At 42.3% G+C, this 22,904-nt stretch carries 16 protein-coding genes and 3 tRNA genes; 5 read left to right on the top strand and 14 right to left on the bottom strand.

What is annotated here, in order from left to right; all coding sequences use genetic code 11:
• Positions 1-17: 17 nt before the first annotated feature.
• The 3 genes from IPM65_03750 to IPM65_03740 form a co-directional block, all read right to left on the bottom strand.
• Positions 18-785, bottom strand: a complete 768-nt coding sequence (locus tag IPM65_03750) for a hypothetical protein (GenBank protein ID QQS44682.1) — start codon at positions 783-785, stop codon at positions 18-20.
• 53 nt (positions 786-838) lie between these two features.
• Complete coding sequence (locus IPM65_03745; GenBank protein ID QQS44681.1) at positions 839-1,522, bottom strand: hypothetical protein; 684 nt, start codon at positions 1,520-1,522, stop codon at positions 839-841.
• 295 nt (positions 1,523-1,817) lie between these two features.
• Complete coding sequence (locus tag IPM65_03740; protein QQS44680.1) at positions 1,818-2,018, bottom strand: hypothetical protein; 201 nt, start codon at positions 2,016-2,018, stop codon at positions 1,818-1,820.
• A 376-nt stretch (positions 2,019-2,394) separates the two neighbouring features.
• Here IPM65_03740 and IPM65_03735 point away from each other — a divergent pair.
• The 3 genes from IPM65_03735 (at position 2,395) to IPM65_03725 (ending at position 3,293) form a co-directional block, all read left to right on the top strand.
• Positions 2,395-2,481: transfer RNA gene (locus IPM65_03735), tRNA-Leu, on the top strand.
• A gap of 73 nt (positions 2,482-2,554) precedes the next feature.
• Positions 2,555-2,644: transfer RNA gene (locus tag IPM65_03730), tRNA-Ser, on the top strand.
• 31 nt (positions 2,645-2,675) lie between these two features.
• A complete protein-coding gene (locus IPM65_03725) occupies positions 2,676-3,293 on the top strand; it encodes a GNAT family N-acetyltransferase (GenBank protein ID QQS44679.1) in 618 nt (205 codons plus the stop codon).
• On the opposite strand, the gene IPM65_03720 is transcribed toward IPM65_03725, so the two are convergent.
• From IPM65_03720 to IPM65_03710, 3 genes are all read right to left on the bottom strand, one after another.
• The gene (locus tag IPM65_03720) at positions 3,235-4,062 is read right to left on the bottom strand and encodes a hypothetical protein (protein ID QQS44678.1); all 828 of its coding nucleotides are present in this window, start codon (positions 4,060-4,062) and stop codon (positions 3,235-3,237) included. The genes IPM65_03725 and IPM65_03720 overlap by 59 nt on opposite strands.
• A 9-nt stretch (positions 4,063-4,071) precedes the next feature.
• Positions 4,072-4,746, bottom strand: coding sequence for a WecB/TagA/CpsF family glycosyltransferase (locus IPM65_03715; GenBank protein QQS44677.1), 675 nt, complete (start codon positions 4,744-4,746; stop codon positions 4,072-4,074).
• Positions 4,747-5,055: 309 nt separating this feature from the next.
• A complete protein-coding gene (locus IPM65_03710) occupies positions 5,056-6,075 on the bottom strand; it encodes a rod shape-determining protein (GenBank protein QQS44676.1) in 1,020 nt (339 codons plus the stop codon).
• Between the two features lie 139 nt (positions 6,076-6,214).
• Here IPM65_03710 and IPM65_03705 point away from each other — a divergent pair, with 139 nt between their 5' ends.
• Positions 6,215-7,582, top strand: a complete 1,368-nt coding sequence (locus IPM65_03705) for a PEGA domain-containing protein (protein ID QQS44675.1) — start codon at positions 6,215-6,217, stop codon at positions 7,580-7,582.
• A 1-nt stretch (position 7,583) separates the two neighbouring features.
• On the opposite strand, the gene IPM65_03700 is transcribed toward IPM65_03705, so the two are convergent.
• The 5 genes from IPM65_03700 to IPM65_03680 form a co-directional block, all read right to left on the bottom strand.
• Positions 7,584-8,300, bottom strand: a complete 717-nt coding sequence (locus IPM65_03700) for a class E sortase (GenBank protein QQS44674.1) — start codon at positions 8,298-8,300, stop codon at positions 7,584-7,586.
• A gap of 75 nt (positions 8,301-8,375) precedes the next feature.
• Positions 8,376-8,449, bottom strand: a tRNA-Arg gene (locus IPM65_03695).
• Between the two features lie 70 nt (positions 8,450-8,519).
• Positions 8,520-9,221 carry a CPBP family intramembrane metalloprotease gene (locus IPM65_03690; protein QQS44673.1) on the bottom strand — a complete coding sequence of 234 codons (702 nt, stop codon included), beginning with the start codon at positions 9,219-9,221 and terminating at the stop codon, positions 8,520-8,522.
• A 1-nt stretch (position 9,222) separates the two neighbouring features.
• Positions 9,223-9,801: a nucleoside-diphosphate kinase gene (locus IPM65_03685; GenBank protein ID QQS44672.1), complete on the bottom strand. Its 579-nt coding sequence runs from the start codon at positions 9,799-9,801 to the stop codon at positions 9,223-9,225.
• 65 nt (positions 9,802-9,866) lie between these two features.
• Positions 9,867-13,925: a tail fiber domain-containing protein gene (locus IPM65_03680; protein ID QQS44671.1), complete on the bottom strand. Its 4,059-nt coding sequence runs from the start codon at positions 13,923-13,925 to the stop codon at positions 9,867-9,869.
• Positions 13,926-14,085: 160 nt separating this feature from the next.
• Between IPM65_03680 and IPM65_03675 the strand changes: the two genes are divergently transcribed.
• A complete protein-coding gene (locus IPM65_03675) occupies positions 14,086-14,883 on the top strand; it encodes a hypothetical protein (protein ID QQS44670.1) in 798 nt (265 codons plus the stop codon).
• Between the two features lie 59 nt (positions 14,884-14,942).
• On the opposite strand, the gene IPM65_03670 is transcribed toward IPM65_03675, so the two are convergent.
• From IPM65_03670 to IPM65_03660, 3 genes are all read right to left on the bottom strand, one after another.
• On the bottom strand, positions 14,943-15,737 hold the full coding sequence (locus IPM65_03670; protein QQS44669.1) for a prepilin peptidase: 795 nt from the start codon (positions 15,735-15,737) through the stop codon (positions 14,943-14,945).
• A 5-nt stretch (positions 15,738-15,742) separates the two neighbouring features.
• Entirely contained in the window at positions 15,743-17,017 is a 1,275-nt protein-coding gene (locus IPM65_03665; protein ID QQS44668.1) for an insulinase family protein, read from the bottom strand.
• Positions 17,018-17,085: 68 nt separating this feature from the next.
• Positions 17,086-22,893, bottom strand: coding sequence for a hypothetical protein (locus IPM65_03660; protein ID QQS44667.1), 5,808 nt, complete (start codon positions 22,891-22,893; stop codon positions 17,086-17,088).
• Positions 22,894-22,904: the final 11 nt, after the last annotated feature.

The raw sequence follows: 22,904 nt of genomic DNA, 5'->3' as shown, positions 1-22,904 counted from the left end.
AGAAAAAGACATCAAACTTACTCCTTGGATTCGGATAGACTCAATGAGTGCCATATGACATTAAATTTTATTGCCTCAAAGCTTTGGATATCTTTATCATTGATAACCGTTGCATGCGGCTGCCCGTTTTTATAGGTAAGAAAAATGACTTTATCACCAAAAAGTAAACTGTCAATGTTTATGACATCGCTCTTTGGCAGTAAAATTACTTGATTCCGTATAGAACTCTTATCCTTTTGATACTGCAGATTTTCAACTGTCTCGGAAAGAATCTCTTTCGTATAGAGCATGCCTTTTCTTACCTCATCACGAAACGTGTTCATAGGGGTACCGAAGAATGAAGCAAATTCCTGAGACAAAACATACAAATAGATTTTTTCATGTTTTACAGCTTCTTTAAACAGCTTAATAATTTCATCTGTACCCTGATAATAGGCTATTTTCGGTTGAGTATGATAAAGTCTATAAAGAGCATGCAGTTGAGGAAGCTCCGTTCTTAACGAATGCAGTGTCTCCTGCATTTGTTCTTTTTTAATTTGCGCAAGATGAATAAGCCCTTCAGGCGAGGTGGGTATATACTGCTTCTTTTTCATATCCGAACTCAGTGAAAGGAGTTTTTTGTCAACCAGTGAATCAATTAAAAGATATACGGTTGTACGGGGAATACCGGTGTTTCGAGCAAGTTCCAAAGGCGTTGCTGATCCGTGTTCCAATGTAGACAAATAAATGGTTATTTCCTCTTCTGACAGTCCGAGATTAATAAGATTTTGTTTGAGATTATCCATACCAATCTCATTCTACACTGTTTTTTTCGGAAATGTCAAGATTTATGACAAATTTACCATGCTGCCGGTTTGTACTGAAGATATCTCATTTCTTCAGGATCTATACTGCCGATAATTGCGCGATAGAACGGGTGACCCAACTGACCTATCTTGTGCATAAGTCCGTAAGGACTCCCCGGATCCTGTATATCACCCATGTGTGCCTGGAATATCTGATCCCCTGAAACAACAGGCACTGCGAACTGTTCTACGCTGGTGTCTCCGTTGTACTGTATCTTACTGCCTGAAAAGTCAGGAAGACCTGCCCTGAACTGTTTGGCTTCATTGTTAAGTGAACGCATTGCACGATACTTACCAAGCAGTGCTCCGAATTCTGCTGACAGCCACAACACAGCAGGAAACGTTGCGCCTTGTCCCTGTAAAGTTTTAAATACTTCCCGTTTCAGTCCTCCTGGCAGTGCTTTCAATATTTCTGTTCCCTGTTGGGTAATACTCCGTACAATCTCATCGGGAGTCAATCCCGACCCGACATAATACCCTTCAAATCCCGTGAGGCGTGCATTTGTATCTCCCACCGGGTTCTGGCGAAGGGTCTGCCACCGCAAAATACTTGGATCATACACATGACTTTTCTCAACGAGACCTGTATAGAAAACTTCACGGACTTTGTCTGCCTGTTCGTCAGGATGCTTTTTCTCTACCGCCTTATATAAATTGCCGGCAACAAATGATTCCATTCCTCCCAGCATATCAATAGGTCGAACGGGAGGTCTATTACGTATATATATTTGAGAACCCTTCAATTCTCTGCTTTTTGTAACATCCGGCTTCAATATTTCAGACATATCTTATAGTAAATAATAATTACCTTTATTGTACTCTTCATAATAAAATCATTAAATACATCACAGATCTGTATAAAGTTCCAAATCAGATGCATCACCAATGCATATCAAAATCCATTATGAAGTAATTCATTTTACCTATAATATAGGGGTTGAGTTCCCGCAAGATTCTCAACCCCTATTGAAGTTATTGACCACCGTCGTTGATGTTCACATCTACCTTATCGGGGATCTGAACGTCCGTTCCTCCTGTATTTCCCGTTCCTCCCATTCCGAATCCTCCTCGAAAAATAAAAAACAGTATGAGAAGTAATACTACCAGCATTATTCCCATCATCATTCCCATGCTCATACCGGCTCCGCTGCCTTCGTTTGTGGTTTCTGCCATGTTGTATTCACCTCCTATCTTTCATGTAACTGCTAATAAACTACATCATTCCCATAAGACGCAAAACTAAAAATATCACCAATATAATAACAATGGCACCGCCTATTCCTCTTGGAACCGGGATAAAACTCAGTATCAAGTTCACTAAAAACAAAAAAATGAGTATTGCAACAATTAACTCAATAAGTCCCATGAGTTTTCACCTCCTTCCGATGACAACGAATAACATCCTCAAGAGTAGTATAAAGTATAAATTGTCCCAAAGGCCTAAATCTTACTTTTTCTTTATGATATTTATATAGTTTGTTTACACTAGAGCCAAAGCGAATTCTAACGGAGATTGGATTACAAGATGGTATAATAAACAAATTCGCAAGCCGGAGTGGCGAAATTGGCAGACGCGCACGGTTCAGAGCCGTGTGATAGCAATATCTTGGAGGTTCAAGTCCTCTCTCCGGCACCAAGATAGCCATTAGCCTTTAGCTTTCAGCCGATAGAATCTATAAGCTAATAACAGATAGCTAAAAGCTGAAGTAGGAGGTGTCGCCTAGAGGCCTATGGCAGAGGTTTGCTAAACCTCCGAGCATCTAAAAGTGCTCGCGCGGGTTCGAATCCCGCCACCTCCGCTCGAAAGTAACTGACATGGTATAATACAGTATGGTAGAACAAGCTTTACGCCATGATACTCTCCAATTTTCACCCTTGATCAAGCAACTCAAGTCAGAACCTGTGATTGACACAGTAACTGGAATATCACTTGTGCCGTTTGATGGCACAGAGGCTCCTGAACATGAAAAATGGTTTTCTGATCAAGATGTAACAAGATATTTACATCCCAATACACCCTTTACAACAGACCCCAATCAACGAGTATCTGCAAAAGAATTCGTAGACTATATGACAGCTTCACCGGAATTTGCTTTTTTTCGGATAATTCATCCAAGGCACGGATTTATCGGCCATGTGAGCATGAATGGTATCAATTTAGATGAAATGTCATTTGAAAGGGCTATTACTATCGGCGAGAAACAATATTGGGGTCAGGGTATTGGATCAGCTGTTGGATCTATCATCCTCAATCATGCAAAGGAGCTCGGATTTCGAGTTGCACGGGCCAGTACAAAAGTTGATAATACAGCCTCTCTGCGCAATCTCACAAGGCAGTACGGACCGGGCAAACCGAACGGAGATTACATAGATTTTGAATTGGATTTAGCTACGTATTCTTCCTTATTAGACCCCTCGGTATCTTCTGTTCAAAGTCGTCCTGAATAAACCATGCCTGAGAATCATATTCTATGGTTTTATATCCTTTGATATGGAGCCATTTCAATTGGAAATATCGTAAAAATTCATCAAAATATTTTAGGATTTTGCTTTTTCCTGAAGCTCTATAGTCAGATTTATTTTGATGATAATTTATTTGAACGTTCGGCAATATCTTGAGGATCCATGCATTGTGACTTTGGAGTTTTTGAGAAGTTAGATGTTTTTCATAAACAATTTTCAATTGTATCAACTCATGAGCGGTGTATTCATTTTGTTTTTTTGGCGGAAGTGTTAAGCACTCCTCTTCCATGAAAATGTTCCAACACAATTTCTGAGCAATGTAATTTCCGAGCAATGATAGAAATCGAGTTACAATCAACACATATAGTCTGGTGAGCCACAGTGTATCTTTTGCTGTCACGACAAACAAATCTATATCATCAGATTGATCTGCATCCAGCATGCTAAGAGAACCCGATATCCCGACAAGTTGTATTGTAGGAAATGACGTAAATACTTTATGTATCTTGGTAAAGTCAGCAGTCAATTTCTTAGAATAACGCATTTTTGACTGAAACAACACGATAATTTCACGTTTTTTAGCATACCTTTGTCCCTTGGTGAAAACCTGTCCGCGGTTTATGAGCTGCACTAATGCCGACTCTATCTCATCAAACGATGTCTTTATCTTAAGTGAGTAATATATCTCTTCTATGGTAGGAGGGTACTCAAAAAGCTCATAATAGGATAATACATGTAGAATTTCTGCTTTCATATGCGTTGATTAGTTGTCAGAAAAGCCGAATCTTGCTTTTATCAGGAGCAAAATATATCTGAACAGTCTCATCTGTCTTTTTGCTCTCCAAGGTTGTTTTAACAATCTAAACAACCATTCCATCCCAATGGTACGTACCCATGCCGGTGCTCTTGATATCTTCCCTAACGCAAAATCAAATCCGCCTCCGACTCCCATACATACTATGCCTTTAAACTTATCTTTATGAGCCCAAAACCACTTCTCTTGCCAGGGTGAGCCGAAAGCTGCAAATATGATTTGGGGCCTATAATCAGCCACTATACTAAAAATCCTGCGTTCTTCATCAGTTTTTGGTGCTTGTATATTTGAAATCCCCTCTATTCCCTTAAAGAAAATATTTGAATATTTTTTTTGATAGCACTTTGCCAGATCGTCTGCTACATTTGACTTTCCGCCCAAAAGCAGAACATGGAGACCCCCTTCTTTTGTGTTTTTCAGCATTATCTCCATCAAATCCACCCCCGTCACCCGTTCTCCCACCTCAATTCCCAAAATAGAGCCTCCCAGAGCTATACCCACTCCATCGACTATCTGAATATCGCCTTGTGACAATATATTTCTAAACTCTTCATCATGTTGTGCAATCATCACATTCTCCGGATTGAGGGATACAATATGACAAAATACATATGAATTACGCATGTACTTATTGATTCGCTCTAGGATATCTTTCCGTTTTAGAGGCTTAAGATCAATTTTTAAGAATTTCTGTGCTTTTGTAGTCATTGCCCTATTTATAAGTTAAAATGATTTTAAATTTTTTTCCTTTTGTTCAATTTTATTGAATTATTTAAGTATTAATTTGACAGTATATTTTTGATTTCCGTGCGTTATTTTAATAAATTATAAAAAATACTATATCAGCTGTACTTCTTTTCCGACTTTTTTCCTTTTTTTTGACAACTAAGCGCATCTTGCGCAAAATTAAGCATCTATAGGTCTATATTATAATTATTTTATCGCTTTCTTGTAGCTGTCTAAATTCTCTATTGCCATCCCGATGCCCCGAATCACGCAAAATAAAGGTTCTTCAACTACAAAGGCCGGAACGCCTGTATAATAAGTGACATATTTATCCAGATTTTTTAACATAGAAGAGCCTCCAGACAATACAATACCCTTTTCCACAATGTCAGCAGCAAGCTCCGGGGGACTTTGCGCTAACACTTCCTTTACCCCTTCAATTATCTGCTTTAGGGGTTTTTGTAAAGCCTCATTAATGCTGTCTTCCCCGATATCAAGTATTTTCGGTAATCCTGACTGAGTATCTCTTCCCTTAACTTCCAGCCTGCGTATCTTTTTCTTTTCGTCCTCGTTTAAATCGCTAAGATGAGCATTGCCGATTTTCATTTTGATATCCTCTGCTGTACGCTCGCCGATATGCAGACTGTGCTTTTTCCTCATGTGTGTCAGAATTGCTTCATCGAATTTTGTTCCTGCTGTACGAACTGTCTTGAATACAACGAGCTGGCCCAACGAAAGTATCCCGATTTCAGCGGTACCTCCGCCGATATTGACTATCATATGTCCTGACGGTTGGGAAATGGGTATACGTGCTCCTATTGCAGCCGCTAGCGGTTCTTCAATAAGGTACACATCAGAAGCACCAGCCTGTTTACAGGCAGCAACTACCGCACGTTTTTCAACCTGTGAAGAACCTCCGGGGATAGATATCATAACTTCCGGCCAAAACAATCTGCCTTTCAGTGCTTTTCGCAGATAATAAGTTATCATCGCTGAAGTGGTCGTAAAATCGGCTATTACACCTTCTTTCATAGGACGGGCGGCAATGATATTGTTCGGAGTACGCCCGAGCATTTCACGGGCATCTTCACCCACAGCCAGAACTCTTTTATCTTCCTGTGAGTAAGCAACAACAGTGGGCTCATTTAGAACAATGCCTTCTTTCACCACATACACGACGGTATTTGCCGTTCCTAAATCGATACCGACTTTCTTTCTGAAAAACATAGGATTCTGTAAAAATGTAAGCAATTGCCTTTAAGACGTTATTTGCGTGTTATTTATTGTATAATAAGCAGGGATAAAATACAGAAGAACCGTCAGAATAGATATATCACAATATATATTAAATGGATCCCAATATATCATGAAGATCGTCATTAATACAACCAAACATCTGTTGCAAAGACTTGTTATTTTTACGGTATTTGTCCTCGTCCTTATTGCTGTTATAGCATATGCCCGTGGATACCGATTTAATTTTCGCGAAGGAACAATTTCTTCTACCGGAATTATTTCCGTGAACTCAAGTCCGCGCCCGGCCAAGGTATATATAAACGGAGTTCTCCAGGGTGCAACCGATACAAATCTCACCCTCCCTTATGGCAAGTATACCGTTGAGGTCAAAAAGGAAGGTTATTCAAGCTGGAAAAAAGAAGTATCCCTTAAAGGTGAACTGGTAATGAGCTTGAACGCATTATTGTTTTCCAGGAATCCTTCTCTAACACCCCTTACCAATCTCGGTATCAGCAAAGCAGTTTCTGTCGGAAATACTGACAAAATTATTTTGCTTACTACAACAGGCGATACTGAAAAGGATGGTATTTATTTATTTGAACCCAGCAGTCAACCGCTTACTATTTTCCCGCCGCTCAAATTGCTTATGCTGCAGTCACTTCTTCCGGTTGAACTGGATATGAATACTGCTGAATTTGAGTTTGATCCGAACTACCGTCAGGCAATTGTCACATTTCAATACGCACAAACGGAAACTGATCTGGACGAAGATGTATTGCCCGATACTATTTCATATCTTGTAACTCTTGACAATCAGAATGTAGAGCTTTTTGATATAACCAACTCACGGGATACGATTCTAGCCCGATGGGAGACAGAAAAAAATAAAGAACTTCTGAAAATTGTTGAAACACTTCCGAAAAAACTACAAAAAACGGCTACTGAGTCTTTTTACATCGTATCACTCTCTCCCGATGAAAAAAAAGTAATGTATGTTGCTAAAGCTGATGATTCTTTACCGATTGTCCTTGACCCACCGCTTATCGGTGCAAATCAGACTCCTGAAGTCCGAAATATAAAAAAAGGTAATTTATATATATACGACAAAAAGGAAGATAAGAATTTTCATATTCCTCTGGCACATGAAATTGTCATTCCTACTCCTACACCGTCTGTTGCCGCTTCCGTCCGGACAAACGATACAGTAACCCCTTCGGTATCTCCGACTCCGGCACTTGCTCAGGTACTGAATGCACAACTCGTCCACAATATTCAGCAAACGGTATTATGGTATCCCACATCGGATTATATTGCTGTTAAAGAAGATAAACAGATCGTGATCATGCAATATGACGGAGAAAATAAGGAAGTTGTATATGCAGGCCCGTTCAACCCGGCATACTTCGGTATATCACCTGATTGGAATCTGATGGTAGTAATCAATCTTAATCCTCAAAATAATCAGTACGGAGACCTTTACTCCGTAGGAATCCGATAAATTATTCACTCACCCTTTCCGCAAAAACGAGCTGTCTTTTAAGAGTAGTTCCCGGCGGCCAACAGGTTTGAAGGGTCAAGAATTCACGATCCGTTTTTCGCGTCAGGTAGTCGACTTCAGTGGGATCAACTACTTCTCTTCCTGTCACTTTATATACATATCTCTGGCCTTTATAAAATATGTTGATTTCATCTCCGACTTCAAGTTTATACAGCAAGTAAAAGACCGCATTATAGGTACCGACATTCCAAATATAGTCAGTCGAATGCGCAAACATAAATATATGCCCTCCTTCACCCGGGAACGCTGTCCCTTCTGCATGTGCGACACCTGTTTGAAGTGCCTTGAGGTATGCGTCCTTATCCGTAACGCTGACGTTCGGAAGGACCATTGAGTTGGCTGCAATTTTGGGAATAACTACGCTAAAATCAGTGTCTATCGGTACCAGCACCTCAAGTTTTGAATCTTTCGCAGCTTGAGATAATGATCCTTTTGCCGTGTCAATGGAAAAATCTCTCTTAATCTTTTGTTCCTCCCCGGGAGCTGCTACAACATACGTTTTATTGATGCGCTGTTCATATAGATAACGGGCTTCTTCTTTTACAGGCTGATAGAATGTTTTCCCGATAAAGAATAGGGATGAAAGAATCATAAAATTACCGATCGTACGAAGTATAAGAGTCAATATAAAATCTCGTGTATATAAGCGGTGTTTCATATATAAAGTATTTATCACGTGCCGCTGGGAGGAATCGAACCCCCAACCTTTCCCTCCTGCCTGCCAAGTATACTGTGCTGTTGAGAGGACTCGAACCTCCAACCTATCCCTTAGGACGGGATTGCTCTATCCAATTGAGCTACAACAGCATACAGGCACGGTAGGACGGGACTGCTCTGTCCTTTTGAGCTACAGCGGCTTATGTCTTGCTATATTGTATCAAACCTTGGAGCTGATGAAGTCGATCAAGAACGGATGGAGATTTATGAGCATGTGAAGAATAATACTGTAACTGAGATTGTTCCACTTCTGGTAAACCAAAACAAGAAAAAGTCCTAAAATGAAACTACTGGGATACAGCCCCGGGTGAATATGAAATAACGTAAATACTACGGTCGAGTAAATAATACTTGTCCTTATATTGTAGTATCTTTTCAGGTAATTATAAATAACTCCCCGAAAAAAGAGTTCTTCATGAATCGGCCCCAGAACGCTAAAAGACAATATCGCAACTATATAACCTAATCCTGTAAGATCAGTAAATCCTTCCCATTGATACGACACTCCTTCATCAATAGTATTCATGAAAGTATCCCCAAACAGGACAACCATAACAACTACAAGAATCAACAACGGAACACGGACAAGAATTGAGAGCGGAATTAATGATAAGATCTTTTTCAAACTCAGCTTCTCATAAAAAAGTTCACGTATTTTCTCCGGCGTGTTGAGTCTAAAATAGTAAATTACCGTAATAAGAATCAGGGCATCAAGCAATAAGGCATTTATCTGCTCATTGAGCTCAGGAAGATTGAATATAATAAGAACAAGATAGTAAATGAGGTATAAAACACCAGGCACTAGCATGTATGCTAGTGCCTGCTTAAGAATGTTCCAAAATATACTCAGATGATACTTCATATTATTTCATTATCTCTTCTTCCACACGAGAGTATGACATGAGCTCACCCTTTTTAAACCAAAGATCAACCTCAAAAGCTGCTTCTTCAGTATTTCCTGATGCGTGAAGAAGGTTTTTGATCGGGCGTCTTCCGGTATTTGCCAGGTAGGAAGAATCATAAGAGTAATCTCCTCTGATTGTCCCCGGTGCTGACATAAGCGGCAGTGTGTGTCCGACCATCTTACGAACAAGTTCAACTGCATGAGGACCTTCAAGGACCATGACAATTACCGGTCCCGCAGTAATCATATCCACAAGCCATTCACGGATTTTCAATCCGATTTCATGGGCATCTGCAGATCCGAACTCTTTTTCAGGATCTATGCCGAGATCTTTATAATTTTCGAGTGTTTTACCACCCATCCCATTGATAAACTCTTCACGGGAGGCGGGATAGTGTTTATCTGCAAGCTCTCGTTCGACCATCATCATCTTCATCCCGACGATTTTGAGTCCAACCCTCTCGAAACGGGTTGTAATCTGACCGACTAGACCTCGCGCAACTGAGTCCGGCTTAAATATGACCAGTGTTTTCTCCATAGGTTATATTAACTGTTAATGAAGTATTATTCTAACATAACTTTCAATTCTTCTCTCTCCTTTCGTTAATTGACAACCAACCAGTCAAAGGGGATATCACTCTCAGCAGTATTTCCTATACGAACTTTAAATGATACGCCCGGATTTTTTTCTACTACAACAAGCGGTGTTGAAATTACACTTTTGCCTGTTACAAAGATCCTAGATTTATCTGTCACGCTCGTTGTATTTATAACTACCTCATTTTGCCCGGACGTTATAATACCCTCTCCAATACTTTTATTGGACTCTTCTGATTCATCAATGTTTAATTTATTCACTGTAATAGAGCCTCGAACCATAATATTGCCATCGGTATCGATAAGCACTTTTCCTCCCATTATCTCCAGATTCCCTGCTGATTGATCCTGAATTTTTAAAGGTCCGCTAATCGTTGATATTATCGCAGAAGGCGTCGCTAATTCATCATCAAATCCTTTGATGCTCAGTAAGCCGGCAGTAATATCCCCTGTCACGCCTAGATTATTAATGTTTGTGTCACCTGTTACAGTCAATGTCTCCAAATCAAGTTCATCGCTAATCCCCAGAACATTCCCGGTATTTTGAGTCAAAGTTGCAGCGTCTGTGGCCGTTTGAGTAGCAAATAGAGATTCTAGTTGAGAGACCCTATCCTGCAGCCCGGCAATAACAGCATCTGTATCATTCGTCATTTCCTCAATTGCCTCTACTCTGTCTATCACTGTTTGGAGTGTCGCTCCGGTTGAAGCGTTTTGCTGTGTCTGGATATTATTGACAAGATTGATTTGATTAAAGAGGTTGTTTTGTGACGAAACTAATTGCTGGTTTTGTGCCTGGATAACATCCAGGACTTCGCCTGTGTCATTAAGGCGAATATTTACGGATTCAATATTTGCTTTATTTTCTAATATAGTTTGTTGTTGTTCCTGTATTGCATTAACTACGACAGCTATTAAATTGTTCGAAGCTAATTGTTTATATCCTGTTTCACCATCTGTTATTACCAATTCAGGAAAAATTGACTCGACTTCCTGAGCTATAAAACCGAGTCTATTCGGTGACCCGGGTGAATCCGTTTTCCAATTATAGTTGACACCGCGCAACAGCATAAGCTTATCTAGAGCATTGCTGATTGTGCTAATATTCCTTTTGAGTCTTTGATCAGAGGAGCAGATCAAAGTAGTAAAAGTAGGATCAATATCACAAGTTCCACTTCCATTTACGAATCGTGCAACTGCAGGAACTCCCGGCGTAAGGAAATATCCTGCCCAGGCTGATGAAGTAATGGCTTCCCCATAGACTGCGTTTCCATAATAACTTCCCCCATGTACACCATTATCACCTCCTCCATAAACACCATCACCGAATGATGCAAAAGAATTAATACCGTCACCTCCGCCACTCTCTACATAAATACCGTCCCCATCATCCCAGTTCAGTACATATAACCCGAGTGCAGTATCTCCAGTATTTACAATAGACATCCCAGTACCCGTGCCCCCATTAAGAACAAGTTTTGCAGATGAAATACTGGTTGTCCCGATTCCAACATTTCCTGAAGCATTTATTGTCAATCGATCAGCTCCCGCAGTAGCAAAACTAAGAATGTCTGTACCTAACCGATAAATACCCATATTAGTATCCGCTGACCATCGGATTGCCGGGGTTGTACGACTACCATTTGAGCTTAAGGAAAAACTTCCGAATGTTGAAGTCCCTGAACCCGTCAAATTTGTCAGTCCTGTGTATGAGCCAGATATTCTCCCATCAGGAACAGTTCCTGAACCTAGGTTAGAAGCATTTAATGAGGTTAAGCCTGATCCATTTCCCGAAATTGTTCCCGATACGCTAAGTGATGTGCCCGTCGCTGCTCCGATATTCGGAGTCGTGAGTGTCGGTGATGTGCCGAATACCAAAGCACCTGATCCTGTCTCATTGGTTACAATAGCCGCTATCTCTGCTGACGTATCTATTTCGGTCGACTGAATCAGGGTTGAGTCAAGATACGTTGCACTGATATCAGTCCCCTGCCATGTTCCCGTAGCTATTGTCCCCAATCCCGTTATTCCCGTATACGACCCCGAGATACGGGCAGAGGCCACTGTTCCTGATGACAGGTTTGTAGCATTAAGATTTGTCAAAGCGGATCCGTTCCCGGAAAACGATGCGAACGTAGCAGTTCCAGATCCTGTCAAATTTGTCAGTCCTGTGTATGCACCCGTAATTCGGGCATCCGGTACAGTGCCTGAACTCAAATTACTGGCATTTAACCCGGTTAACCCTGAGCCTGTGCCGGTAACTACTCCACCGGATGTAATTGCGCCGGTTACATTTAATGATGTGCCTGTCGCCGCACCAATATTCGGTGTTGTTAGAGTGGGTGAGGTTCCAAACACAAGCGCTCCTGATCCTGTCTCATTGGTTACTATCGCTGCAATCTCTGCTGACGTATCTATTTCAGTCGACTGGATCAAGGTTGAGTCAAGGTATGTGGCGCTGATATCCGTCCCCTGCCATGTCCCCGTAGCTATTGTCCCGACACCTGTAATCCCTGTATACGATCCGGATATTTGTGCTGAAGCTACTGTACCAGATGTCAGATTTGAGGCATTAAGATTCGTGAGTGCAGACCCGTCTACACTGGCAAAATACGTTGTATTAATCGCTGCAATTTTACCTGTGGAGTTTATCAAATCTACGTTTCCGCTTCCGAATTGTGCAGCTCCCTGTACGTCTAACGTTGCACCGGGATTCGTAGTCCCAATTCCCATATTCCCTCTTATCAAGAGGTTACCATCACCGTTTGTACTGCCAAGCGCTCCGCCATCACCCGGTCTCATCGCCCATCCGATATACGAATTGTCTGCATTCAAAACAAAACGAGGTATGTCCGTCATACTGCTGTTACCTCCAATCCCAAAACCTATACCTGCATTTTCAGCAAAGTTTGTGGATGTAATGACGTTTCCCCAGGTAGATGAACCTAATGAATCAAAATTTAGCGTTGTTGTACTGCTATCCGTGAGTTTTAATGTACCGGTAAATGTCGGAGAATTTGCAAAAACCAGTCCTCCTGATCCTGTCTCGTCTCCGATAATACCGGCAAGCTCTGCTGATGTATCAATCAGTCCGTTGTGAGTAAGTGTCACGTCCGCTACAATTGTGTTTAGCTCTGTATATGTATCAATTTCCGTCGATAAAATGACATCGGTATCAAGGTATGCAGAATCAATAATACTCCCCTGCCATGTCCCGCTTGTAATGGTCCCTACTCCCGTGATTCCTGAATATGAACCGGAAATGTGTCCCGTCGGAAGGATTCCCGACACATCTGTGGTAAGGTCTATCTGATTGAGAGTAATTTCCTGCCCTGTAAGAGTCAGGTAATCAAGACTGCCTGCAAATGTCACCTCTCCATGACTTGATGTTCCTAATGAGGCTAATGTAGAATCGATACTGTCGATTATCTCCTGTACATTCGCTCCTGATATCTCTGATAAATTCCCTTGATATACTCCCACCAGACTCGAACCGCTGGTCGTTGCGGTTGTCCCTTCATCACTTAGGAGAATATCACCGATTTCAAGTTCAGTAAAAGATCCCGTACTCTCACCATCAAATACAAAAGCCTCCACTTCAGACTCAGACAGTTTTGTATCCGTATTAGTGTCAGTGCTTTTTATTGTCAGCACTCCGTTTTCCTTAACCAGAGTGATGTTTTCTCCCGCAGACAACGACACGTCTCCTGCTAGACCGTTTATCGTCAATACCCCGGTATTGGTGATCGAAGGCTTCTGTGAATCGCCGCTTAGAGATATACCGTCTCCTGCACTGAGTGAATAAAGTATATTCGGTGCTGTGATATCCTGCTGGAACTCTACGGGTTGCGCAAAAATAGTTTCATAATTGAACGTGATCAACAGATCTTCAATACTGTCCGTCTCCGCTAAAACATCTTCAAGTGCATTTCCGGGAATGTTCTCGTGTTGTTGAAGGGCAGAAACAAAGGACTGGTATCTGATAGTGTTTACTGTTCCCCATGAGACAAGAAGAAAGGAGAGTCCGAATACGAAAAAGGGGCGGATATATGATAAAAATGTACGCAAATAAGTCATTCTGTAAGATGTGAGACAAATACAGCCGCCTCGGCATCATATTTTAGTATGACAATTTTTAGAACATTATTCAACACTTAAGGTAATAAATAAGTAAAAGGGTCGATTAGGAATTGAATTGTCTATTGATTCTCTCTACAATGAGGGTTACATGCAGTATTACCGTTCCCTTATTCCAGGCATTTTTGCAGTATTAGTCGTAAGCTTTTCGCTTCCTTCAAATGTAATTGCACAGAAATCGAGTTTCACGGTTGCTACAAATTTTGAGATCGAAGGAACCGATATCCGGCGAGGGATGATTGTGACAAACAACGGCAATACCATTACCATCACCACACAGGAATACGACCCGAATATGTTCGGTGTCGTGACGGAGAAACCGGCTATCAGTCTCGGACAAAAAGATGTTGATTCACAAACGTACCCGGTTGCTACCTCAGGTAAGGTTCCCGTTCTCGTTACCGATACAAACGGACTTATTACAAAAGGTGACTATATCACTTCATCAACTGAGCGCGGCGTCGGTATGAAAGTAACCGAACCCGGACGTGTTCTTGGGATAGCACTTGAAAGCATGAATGAATCTGCTGACGGGCATGATCTTATTATGGTTTCAATAAACTATGAAACCGTTTCGGCCGATTCTTTGGGTAATGTCGGCGGAGGCGGATCACAGTACAACATTAACATAAACGGCCAGGACGACTCTGATGAATCCGTGTCCTTTTTAAAATATGTGAAGTATATCAGTGCCGGTCTTATTGCCGTTATATCCTTTACTGGCAGCATAATCTACTATATCCAGATTTCAAAGAAAGAAGTTGAGGCTCTGGGAAGGAATCCTCTTGCGTCGAAGATTATTCATAGGAACATGCTCTTTCATGGATTAGTCATGGCGGTAATGTGTGCTGGTGGTCTTGCTATGGCCTATGCAGTACTTCAGCTTTGAGCTTATGGGATAGGAAAAATACCTATTCACAAATAGTATACAACTTCCCCTATTTAGAGCTAAAATCCATATAATCTGCCTATCCAAAATATGACGTCATGTTCAAAAAAAAGCATTATATAAAATCCTAAAATTAAAAAAGGGCCAAATGCAATTTTTGATTTCGGTTTTCCTCGCCGCGATAAAATTAAATATACCCCCACAATTCCCCCTGTTATAAATCCTATGTACAGAGCCCCAAGACCTGACCACAACCCCAGAATGAAGCCGCTCGTAAATGAAAACTTCACATCTCCAAATCCCATTCCGCGTCCTTTCGTGATCAAATAAACAGTTAGCAATGGCGCCATAACAATGACTCCATGAAGAATCGCCCAACCCGCAAATTGAGTCCATCCGAGAATATTCATCTCCTGCTGGAGCATTCCCAAGAAGATAAGCCTTATTATGCCGAGCACTAGCAATATTACCTGCATAGAATCCGGAATAATCTGGTAACGCAGATCACTCAGCATCATCACAATCAATACAGAAGCAATCGCAATATGGATTAGATGCAGGATTTCTGAATGATACCACTGATTTGATAAAATCCACGTCAGCAAAAATATTACGCCAGTAAATAATTCGCTTAATGGGTATTGTATAGACAATGGGGCTTTACAATAACGACATTTTCCCTTTATTTCAATAAATGAAATAATTGGTATAAGATCTCTCCACGATAATTCATGCGAACATGAATCACATTTTGAACGTCCAAGCAATGTCCTTCCGTTCGGCAATCTGTCTGCAAGTACATTCAGAAATGAACCGAAAAAGAGCCCTAAAATAAATATATACGATTCTATCATTGGATTTAGATTGTAATATCTTTCTTGTGATACGGTCCGATCAATGCAATATTTAAACGATCTTCTCGAAACAGATCAGACGCCACTGCTGTAATCTCCTCTCCGGTCACTTTATCTATTAGTGCAATAATTTCTTCAGGTTCAATTGTATGATTTTCAAAGAGATATCTTGAACCTTGAAGTGATGCAACACGGTAGGAATCTTCTAGAGACAGTAACAATCGACCTTTTAAGAGCTCCTTCGCTTTTACCAGCTCTTCTTTGCTGACATCCCCTTTTGCAATCTTGTTATGCTCCTTGAGTATTACCTCGATTGCTTCATTGACCTGACTTATATTATTGGTTACTCCTGCCTGAGTGACCATATATCCCGTATCCTCATACAATTCACGACCTGTTGAGACGTAATAACACAATCCACGCCTCTCTCTCACCTCTATAAACAAGCGTGACGACATTCCCCCTCCCAAGATACCGCTCAAGACAGTAAGGGCATGTCTGCGGGGATCTGAGAAGGGAAAGGCACGATATCCTAAGCAGAAGTGTGCCTGTTCGGTTTTTTTGTAGCGGACAATAATAGAAGGTTTTTGCTGTTTCGAAACGAAGGGATTTTGTTTTGTTTTGCCGGTTTTGTCCCATGAACCGAATTTCTCCTCAATTATCCCAAGATATTTTTCAATCCCCACCGTTTTCGTATCAAGACCGCCCGCTACTATGACCACGGCATTGTTCGGATGATACAGCTCGTCAATATAATCGGTAAATGTCTTGCGGGTAAATGATCGTACCGTTTTTTCGCTTCCTGCTATATCGTAGGATAAGGGATGACCGGCAAAAATCATCTCATCAAAAACATCGGATACTTTTCGGGACGGCATATCTTCATACATGTTTATCTCCTCCACAATGACATTTTTTTCACGGTCGATTTCTCCCTGATCCAGCGTCGAGTGCAGAAGCATATCGGAAAGTACATCCGCCACTTCTGAGAAGTGAGACACGGGTGCTTTGACATAATACCCTGTATGGTCTTTTGCTGTAAATGCATTAAAAGCCCCTCCTAATCCCTCTATTTTTGAAGAGATATCAAAAGCCGTAGGATATTTTTTTGAACCTTTGAATGCCATATGTTCGAAAAAGTGAGCAATTCCGTTGTTTTCCGGCGTTTCAAAACGAGAACCTGCTCCCACAAGAATCATGGTCGTTACAGAGGGAAAAGCCTCCGTATCGACAAAGATAACAGGCAGTCCATTTTTTAGCTTTTTAACAGTTGTGATCATGTATTAATTGAATAAATCGTAACTAAGGCTTTTAGTATACCCTATCTGTTTCTTTTTGTCGTACACTCTTATTCCACAATAAGCCAGTCAAGAGTGGCATCAACCGGCGCCGGTCTGTCGAACAATATCTTGAATCCGTCTATTGTCTTGTCCTGGACGATAATATTGGTAAACCATGTCGGCAACACACTGATTGCATAGGTATCAGTATCATTCACGTCAGTAAATGTCACTGTTATCTCCGTAGCTCCTGCCGTGACAGGTACATCGATTCCGCGAATACTGGTGCTTCCCTTAATACTTCCTTTTCGAAGCACCAGATCACCGTTCTCTATCTCCACATCTCCTTCACGAACCAGGACATTACCGTTGACATCAATGGCTACTTTCCCTGCAATAAATTCAATTCCGTTCATACCGTCATGCTGCAGGCTGAGTACTCCTCCGAGTGTTGAAATCGTAGCAGACGGAGTCGCCATTTCATCATTGAATCCGTTGATGGTCAATAGCCCGCTTGAGATGGTTCCGGTCACACCAATATCTGATGTATTGAGCTTACCTAATATAGTCACATCATCTTCCGCGATGAGCTTCTTGTCGAAGATGACTTCAGTATCCGTGATTGACCGGGCAATACTTGCTGACACGGTAGCAGATGGACTCTCTGTAAAGAGCATTGCGGAATTTGTGGACATGTTGTTAGCAAACATCGTTTCCAGAGCTGCAATTCTATCTTGAAGGGACGTTATAACCGCTTCCGTATCATTCGTGGCCTGCTCAATCTGATCCAGCCTGGCGGTAACAGTACTTAATGAGGCTGACTGCGAAGCGACAGAGGTACTCAAGATGTTGCTCTCAAGATCAAGTTGTGCAATCTGAGTTTCTTGAGCTGTAAGTTGATCATCAAGGCTCGTAAAGACCTGTCCTGTCACAACAGAATCTTCAATATACTGATTCAGTGTTTTCCCTCCAACCTTGAAATTATTTACTTGAAGATTGGTAAATTCAGCTTTTCCGGCTACACTCAGATCAGTAGTCGTAATTTTCCCTGTTTTAAGATATGCAGCAATCATTTCTTTTGCGGCGTTGGAATTATCAAACGTTGTATTATCAGTACTATTCTTGACACTATACAATCCATTATCTGCATTAATCGACAGCTCTCCGGCTGAATTGAGTTTCGTTGACGGATCATACCAGGTCGGATTGACAAAAACGACAATCTTTCCGAACTGGTTGTTTCCACTACCTCCCGTGAAATCCTGAAGAGCAATACCGACTACTCGTCCTGCCCGGGTAGCTTTCATTCCCACACCGGGAGTAGATGATGAAGTGATGTAGTCACCCGTACGTATAGGCCCGTTCTCCAGTGAAACTTTAGTGGGTACCCGTCCTGCCAGAGAGACCGGTACAGGATTCTCAGACGGATCAAATACCCCGTCATCTCCGTATAATTGATTGGGATCTGTAGAGATGATACCGAGGATATTGTCATCGTATCTCATGTCTGTTTTCTTAATTGATGCTTTTGTTGTAATTTTCCCAGGTGTATTTGGCTCTGGGATGACTTTTGACTGACCATCACCAATAACTAAATCACCTGCTTCTATACTTGCATCTACTGTGCTGAAATTTTCTGCCAAATCAGTCGGGGCACTGCTACAGTCAACGATTTCTCTAAATGATCCGTTAACAACATGACAAACACCAATGTTGTTACTGGTTTGCATCTGCAATTTTAGACGTGCATATGAAGTGTCAGTATCTATCTCAAGACGTGCTACTCCATTTCTATCCTTGACAGTCACTGTCCCATCTTGGGCAAGTAATCCTCCCACGTCCAAGTCATTTGAGTTGATATCATAGTAGAGCCCTTGCTCGGCAGTTGATCCGACCTGGAGATAGGTTGTCGAGCGCAAATGAGCGGCGTTTACCAATCCCGCCGAACTGAAGTAATACGATGTCCCTCCGCCTACATACAAGTGACCTCCTGCCGTAATATTGCTTCCGGCATTAATAATTCCATTTGTATATAAGGTCCCGTTTCCTGCGATACTCGCGACATTGGTTGATCCCCGTCTGAAAATCCATCCTCGGGTTGTGGTATTGCTCATGGTAAGATAAGTCGCCCAGTCACTCCCGGAAACTCCTCCATGCCCTCCGAATGTTGCCGTTCCGGCAAACATCATGCCGTAAGTCGGAGCCCCGGCAGTTGCGCCTCCATAGAGAGAAAGACCGTATCCTGTAGTCGAAGTCGTGTTTGCGACACCCAATCCGACACCTGCAGTCAGATCTCCTGTTGCATTACCATCCCCGGTAATTGTAGCTCCTCCTGAGGTTGTAGTTACCCGGGCTGCTCCGTTATAGTACATAATTGAACCTGCATTATGGGTACCGTGGAATAGCCACTCATTTTCAACATCATTATAGATACCTGTTTCCGTCGTTCCGTTGTGCATAAATACCGCGCGCCCATCGATGCTATAACCTTCCCATGCCCCTTTTCCGCCTCCGTTTACCTGTATTGAACCGTAATCCCCCGTCGGTTGGGAAGTCAATGTATTACCGCTTGCGAAAGATAATGTTTGTAGTGCAGTAATGTTACCGGCAACATTTAGGTCACCAACTGCCAGATCAGCATAAGTACTACCTCCTGAAGCAGTACGCAGTCTTAGCCATGAGTCTCCTGTGTCACGGAAAACAAAGTTGGCACTGGCACCAAGTTCTCCATCTGCGGTTTGATTATAAATACCGTTAGAAAAGATTCCTACGCCGTTTCTATTAATGTAAAACTCATCTGTAGCACTCGAGCCTGAAGCCATTCCGATCACTGCGTCAGTGGAAGCAATGTTTACGGTAGTGGCTCCCGCCCCGGTCCATACGCTTCCGGCAGTCCAGTCTACAGGAGTCCAAGCTCCATTCCCATTGGTTGCAGGACTAGCATTTGCCTCATCATATATTTGATATCCTACACTTGCACTAGTGGTAACATCAATGTAGACTTCTACCGCTGCCCCCTCGTACGCGTCTCCTGCAACTGCTCGTATAGCCGTGATTGGAGTATCGGTACCGTTATAACAGTTGTTACTATTGAGAATAACAGTTGGAGAAGTAGCAGAACGACTATAATCATATCCTGCAGTGAACTCTGCCTGACAATGCCTATCCGACTCATATGACCATACTACAAACCTTCCGTAGGCTGTATGCCCACCTGTTCCTCCATCGCTCGTAGGCCCGTCACTTGCAATACGATACCAGCCATCTGTCACTGTTGCATTATGTGTTTTCAAACTTGCAGCTTCAGCTCCATTTATCATTAGCGTACCTGGGATGGTCACGGTTCCATTGTTAGCGATGCTTAAGAAATTGCTTGTTCCTCTACTTATTCCGAACGTGTCTGTACCCAAATCAGAATCGATACCGACATCCCAGGATGTTGGGGATGTATAATTGCTGGCAAAACGAATAATCGCCCCTGTAGTAGTGCCTGTATATCCACCTTGGCCATTCTGCATATATGGAACATGAATATTGTGGAACATGACCCGCTCATTCGAGCTGCTACTCCGGATGACAGGGTACTGAGTCGCGCCGCCGGTATCCCATGTGTTTCTACCCTCCAAGGATATTGTGTATGTTCCTGTATTGACATTAAGAGGTGTTGCAAATGTAGATGTTGACGACCCCAATGTAAGCCTTGTTGTACCTGCTCGCTGCAATGTAAAGTCACCATTGTAAGAAGTTATATCATTTGTGATGATATTCAATTTTTGATTAAAGTAAAATTGAGGACGATCAGTATAGATATGAGCACCTTCTGTATTATTTGGTCCAAAATCAATATATCCGTTATCGTTTTGAATCCGTGCTGACCATCCATCGGCAGCTGCATCAACATGGAGTCTACGGCTTGGAGAGCTTGTGCCGATCCCAAGATTGCCAGAGGAAGTTATTCTGACGCGTTCATTAGCCGCTGTGGTTCCTCCGGCAAAGATTGAAATGTTACCGTCGCTGTGCCCATTCAATATGCTCAACGAGTTCGCACCTCCGTAACCTGCATAGGTCGAGCCTGCGAATAACAATCCCGCATTGAATCCTGTATCGTTTTGCATGGAATAGTAAGAATAGCTACTCGCACTTGTGTTTTCTACCATCGTAGTAGTCGCCGTACCGGAGAGGTGAAGTTTATACCCAGGACTCGTCGTTCCAATACCGACATCTCCTGTGCTTTCCCATATACCGGACCCCGGAAACAGCACATTCCCTGCAAACGTCGGAGAATTTGCAAATACCAATGCTCCTGATCCCGTCTCATCTCCGACAATACCCGCTATCTCTGCTGAGGTATCGATCAGTCCATTGTGAGTAAGTGTCACGTCCGCTACAATTGTGTTTAGTTCTGTGTATGTATCAATTTCAGTTGAAAGTATCACTGCCGGATCAAGATACGTTGAGGAAATGACACTGCCTTGCCATGTTCCGCTAGTGATTGTTCCGACTCCTGTGATCCCTGAATAATTACCCGAGATCCGTGCGGAAGGGACTGTACCTGATGCAAGGTTACTTGCATTGAGTCCTGTCAATCCTGATCCTGTCCCCGTAATGATCCCACCCGACGTGATGTTCCCTGAAATGATTGCATTGCCGATAACATGGAGCTTTTCAGAAGGAGTACTTGTCCCAATACCCACATTTCCTGTCCCTTGGAAACCGAAATCAAACCCTGCCTGATTGATGATTGTCTTTGCATCAAGCGTCATATTGTCTGAAAATTTATCAAAGTCTAGAGAATCATCACCGATACTAGCTGCACCCAATGTCTGCCATGTAGCAAGACCGCTTGCATCGGAAGTGAGTACCTTATTTGCTCCCGGTGATCCTCCCGTGATCTTGACCTGACCTGCAACCTCAAGCTTGGCACTGGGGTTGGTCGTTCCAATACCGACATCTCCTGTGCTTTCCCATATACCGGACCCCGGAAACAGCACATTCCCTGCAAACGTCGGAGAATTTGCAAATACCAATGCTCCTGATCCCGTCTCATCTCCGACAATACCCGCTATCTCTGCTGAGGTATCGATCAGTCCATTGTGAGTAAGTGTCACGTCCGCTACAATTGTGTTTAGTTCTGTGTATGTATCAATTTCAGTTGAAAGTATCACTGCCGGATCAAGATATGTTGAACTGATGACGCTCCCCTGCCAGGTACCGCTTGTAATAGTTCCTACTCCTGTTATATCGCTATACTCACCTACAACAATTGCAGAAGGAATCGTCCCTGTGTAGGAAAGTTCATCCAGTGACAGTGTTCCCGAACTAAGCGTCCCGGTATTATCGGCATCAAAGATAAATGCCTCAATATCGGATTCCGTCAGTTTTTGAATGTCAGGGGCAGGTATGTCTGCGCTCAGGGTGATCGTATTCCCGGATGTGCTGATTCGGATATTATCACTCTGAAGCTCAATAGCTCCATTTACTCCCTCAAGTGAAATGACTCCCGTATTGGTAATTGTCGGAGATTGAGGATCTCCTGAAAGCTCAATTCCGTCACCCGCATCAAGGCTGTAGAGGATATTGGGTGCCGTGATATCTTCCAGAAATACCACGGGAGCTGAAAATAAAGCCGGTAAATTGATTTCAAGGGTGGCATCTGTCAATAAATCAGGTTCTGACAAAAACGTTGGATTCGGAAGATTCCTGGTCTCGATAACTCTCTCTGTAGCAGTCAACCCCTCCCGGGTCATTGGCAGCAGCTGTGAGATGAAGATAATCGGCGATTCCGCACGGGAGTAGTACGTGAAGGCAAAGAGGGATAACACAGTAAACACTGCAATAACTATGATTGCGATGATAAATTTCCGGAATTTTTTCATACCCTCTACAA

Source organism: Candidatus Roizmanbacteria bacterium (assembly GCA_016700135.1).
In the GTDB taxonomy this organism is placed as follows: Bacteria; Patescibacteriota; Microgenomatia; order UBA1406; family GWC2-37-13; genus UBA1450.
Note: the sequence above shows the minus strand (reverse complement) of the source record. Positions and strands in the feature narration are given on the sequence as shown.

Excerpts from the sequence above, each read along its gene's own strand:
- IPM65_03685 (QQS44672.1), bottom strand. The coding sequence starts at position 9,801 with ATGGAGAAAACACTGGTCATATTTAAGCCGGACTCAGTTGCGCGAGGT.
- IPM65_03700 (QQS44674.1), bottom strand. The coding sequence starts at position 8,300 with ATGAAACACCGCTTATATACACGAGATTTTATATTGACTCTTATACTT.
- IPM65_03675 (QQS44670.1), top strand. The coding sequence starts at position 14,086 with ATGCAGTATTACCGTTCCCTTATTCCAGGCATTTTTGCAGTATTAGTC.
- IPM65_03690 (QQS44673.1), bottom strand. The coding sequence starts at position 9,221 with ATGAAGTATCATCTGAGTATATTTTGGAACATTCTTAAGCAGGCACTA.
- IPM65_03715 (QQS44677.1), bottom strand. The coding sequence starts at position 4,746 with ATGCGTAATTCATATGTATTTTGTCATATTGTATCCCTCAATCCGGAG.
- IPM65_03660 (QQS44667.1), bottom strand. The coding sequence starts at position 22,893 with ATGAAAAAATTCCGGAAATTTATCATCGCAATCATAGTTATTGCAGTG.
- IPM65_03745 (QQS44681.1), bottom strand. The coding sequence starts at position 1,522 with ATGGAATCATTTGTTGCCGGCAATTTATATAAGGCGGTAGAGAAAAAG.
- IPM65_03710 (QQS44676.1), bottom strand. The coding sequence starts at position 6,075 with ATGTTTTTCAGAAAGAAAGTCGGTATCGATTTAGGAACGGCAAATACC.
- IPM65_03705 (QQS44675.1), top strand. The coding sequence starts at position 6,215 with ATGAAGATCGTCATTAATACAACCAAACATCTGTTGCAAAGACTTGTT.
- IPM65_03750 (QQS44682.1), bottom strand. The coding sequence starts at position 785 with ATGGATAATCTCAAACAAAATCTTATTAATCTCGGACTGTCAGAAGAG.
- IPM65_03670 (QQS44669.1), bottom strand. The coding sequence starts at position 15,737 with ATGATAGAATCGTATATATTTATTTTAGGGCTCTTTTTCGGTTCATTT.
- IPM65_03740 (QQS44680.1), bottom strand. The coding sequence starts at position 2,018 with ATGGCAGAAACCACAAACGAAGGCAGCGGAGCCGGTATGAGCATGGGA.
- IPM65_03725 (QQS44679.1), top strand. The coding sequence starts at position 2,676 with ATGGTAGAACAAGCTTTACGCCATGATACTCTCCAATTTTCACCCTTG.
- IPM65_03665 (QQS44668.1), bottom strand. The coding sequence starts at position 17,017 with ATGATCACAACTGTTAAAAAGCTAAAAAATGGACTGCCTGTTATCTTT.
- IPM65_03720 (QQS44678.1), bottom strand. The coding sequence starts at position 4,062 with ATGAAAGCAGAAATTCTACATGTATTATCCTATTATGAGCTTTTTGAG.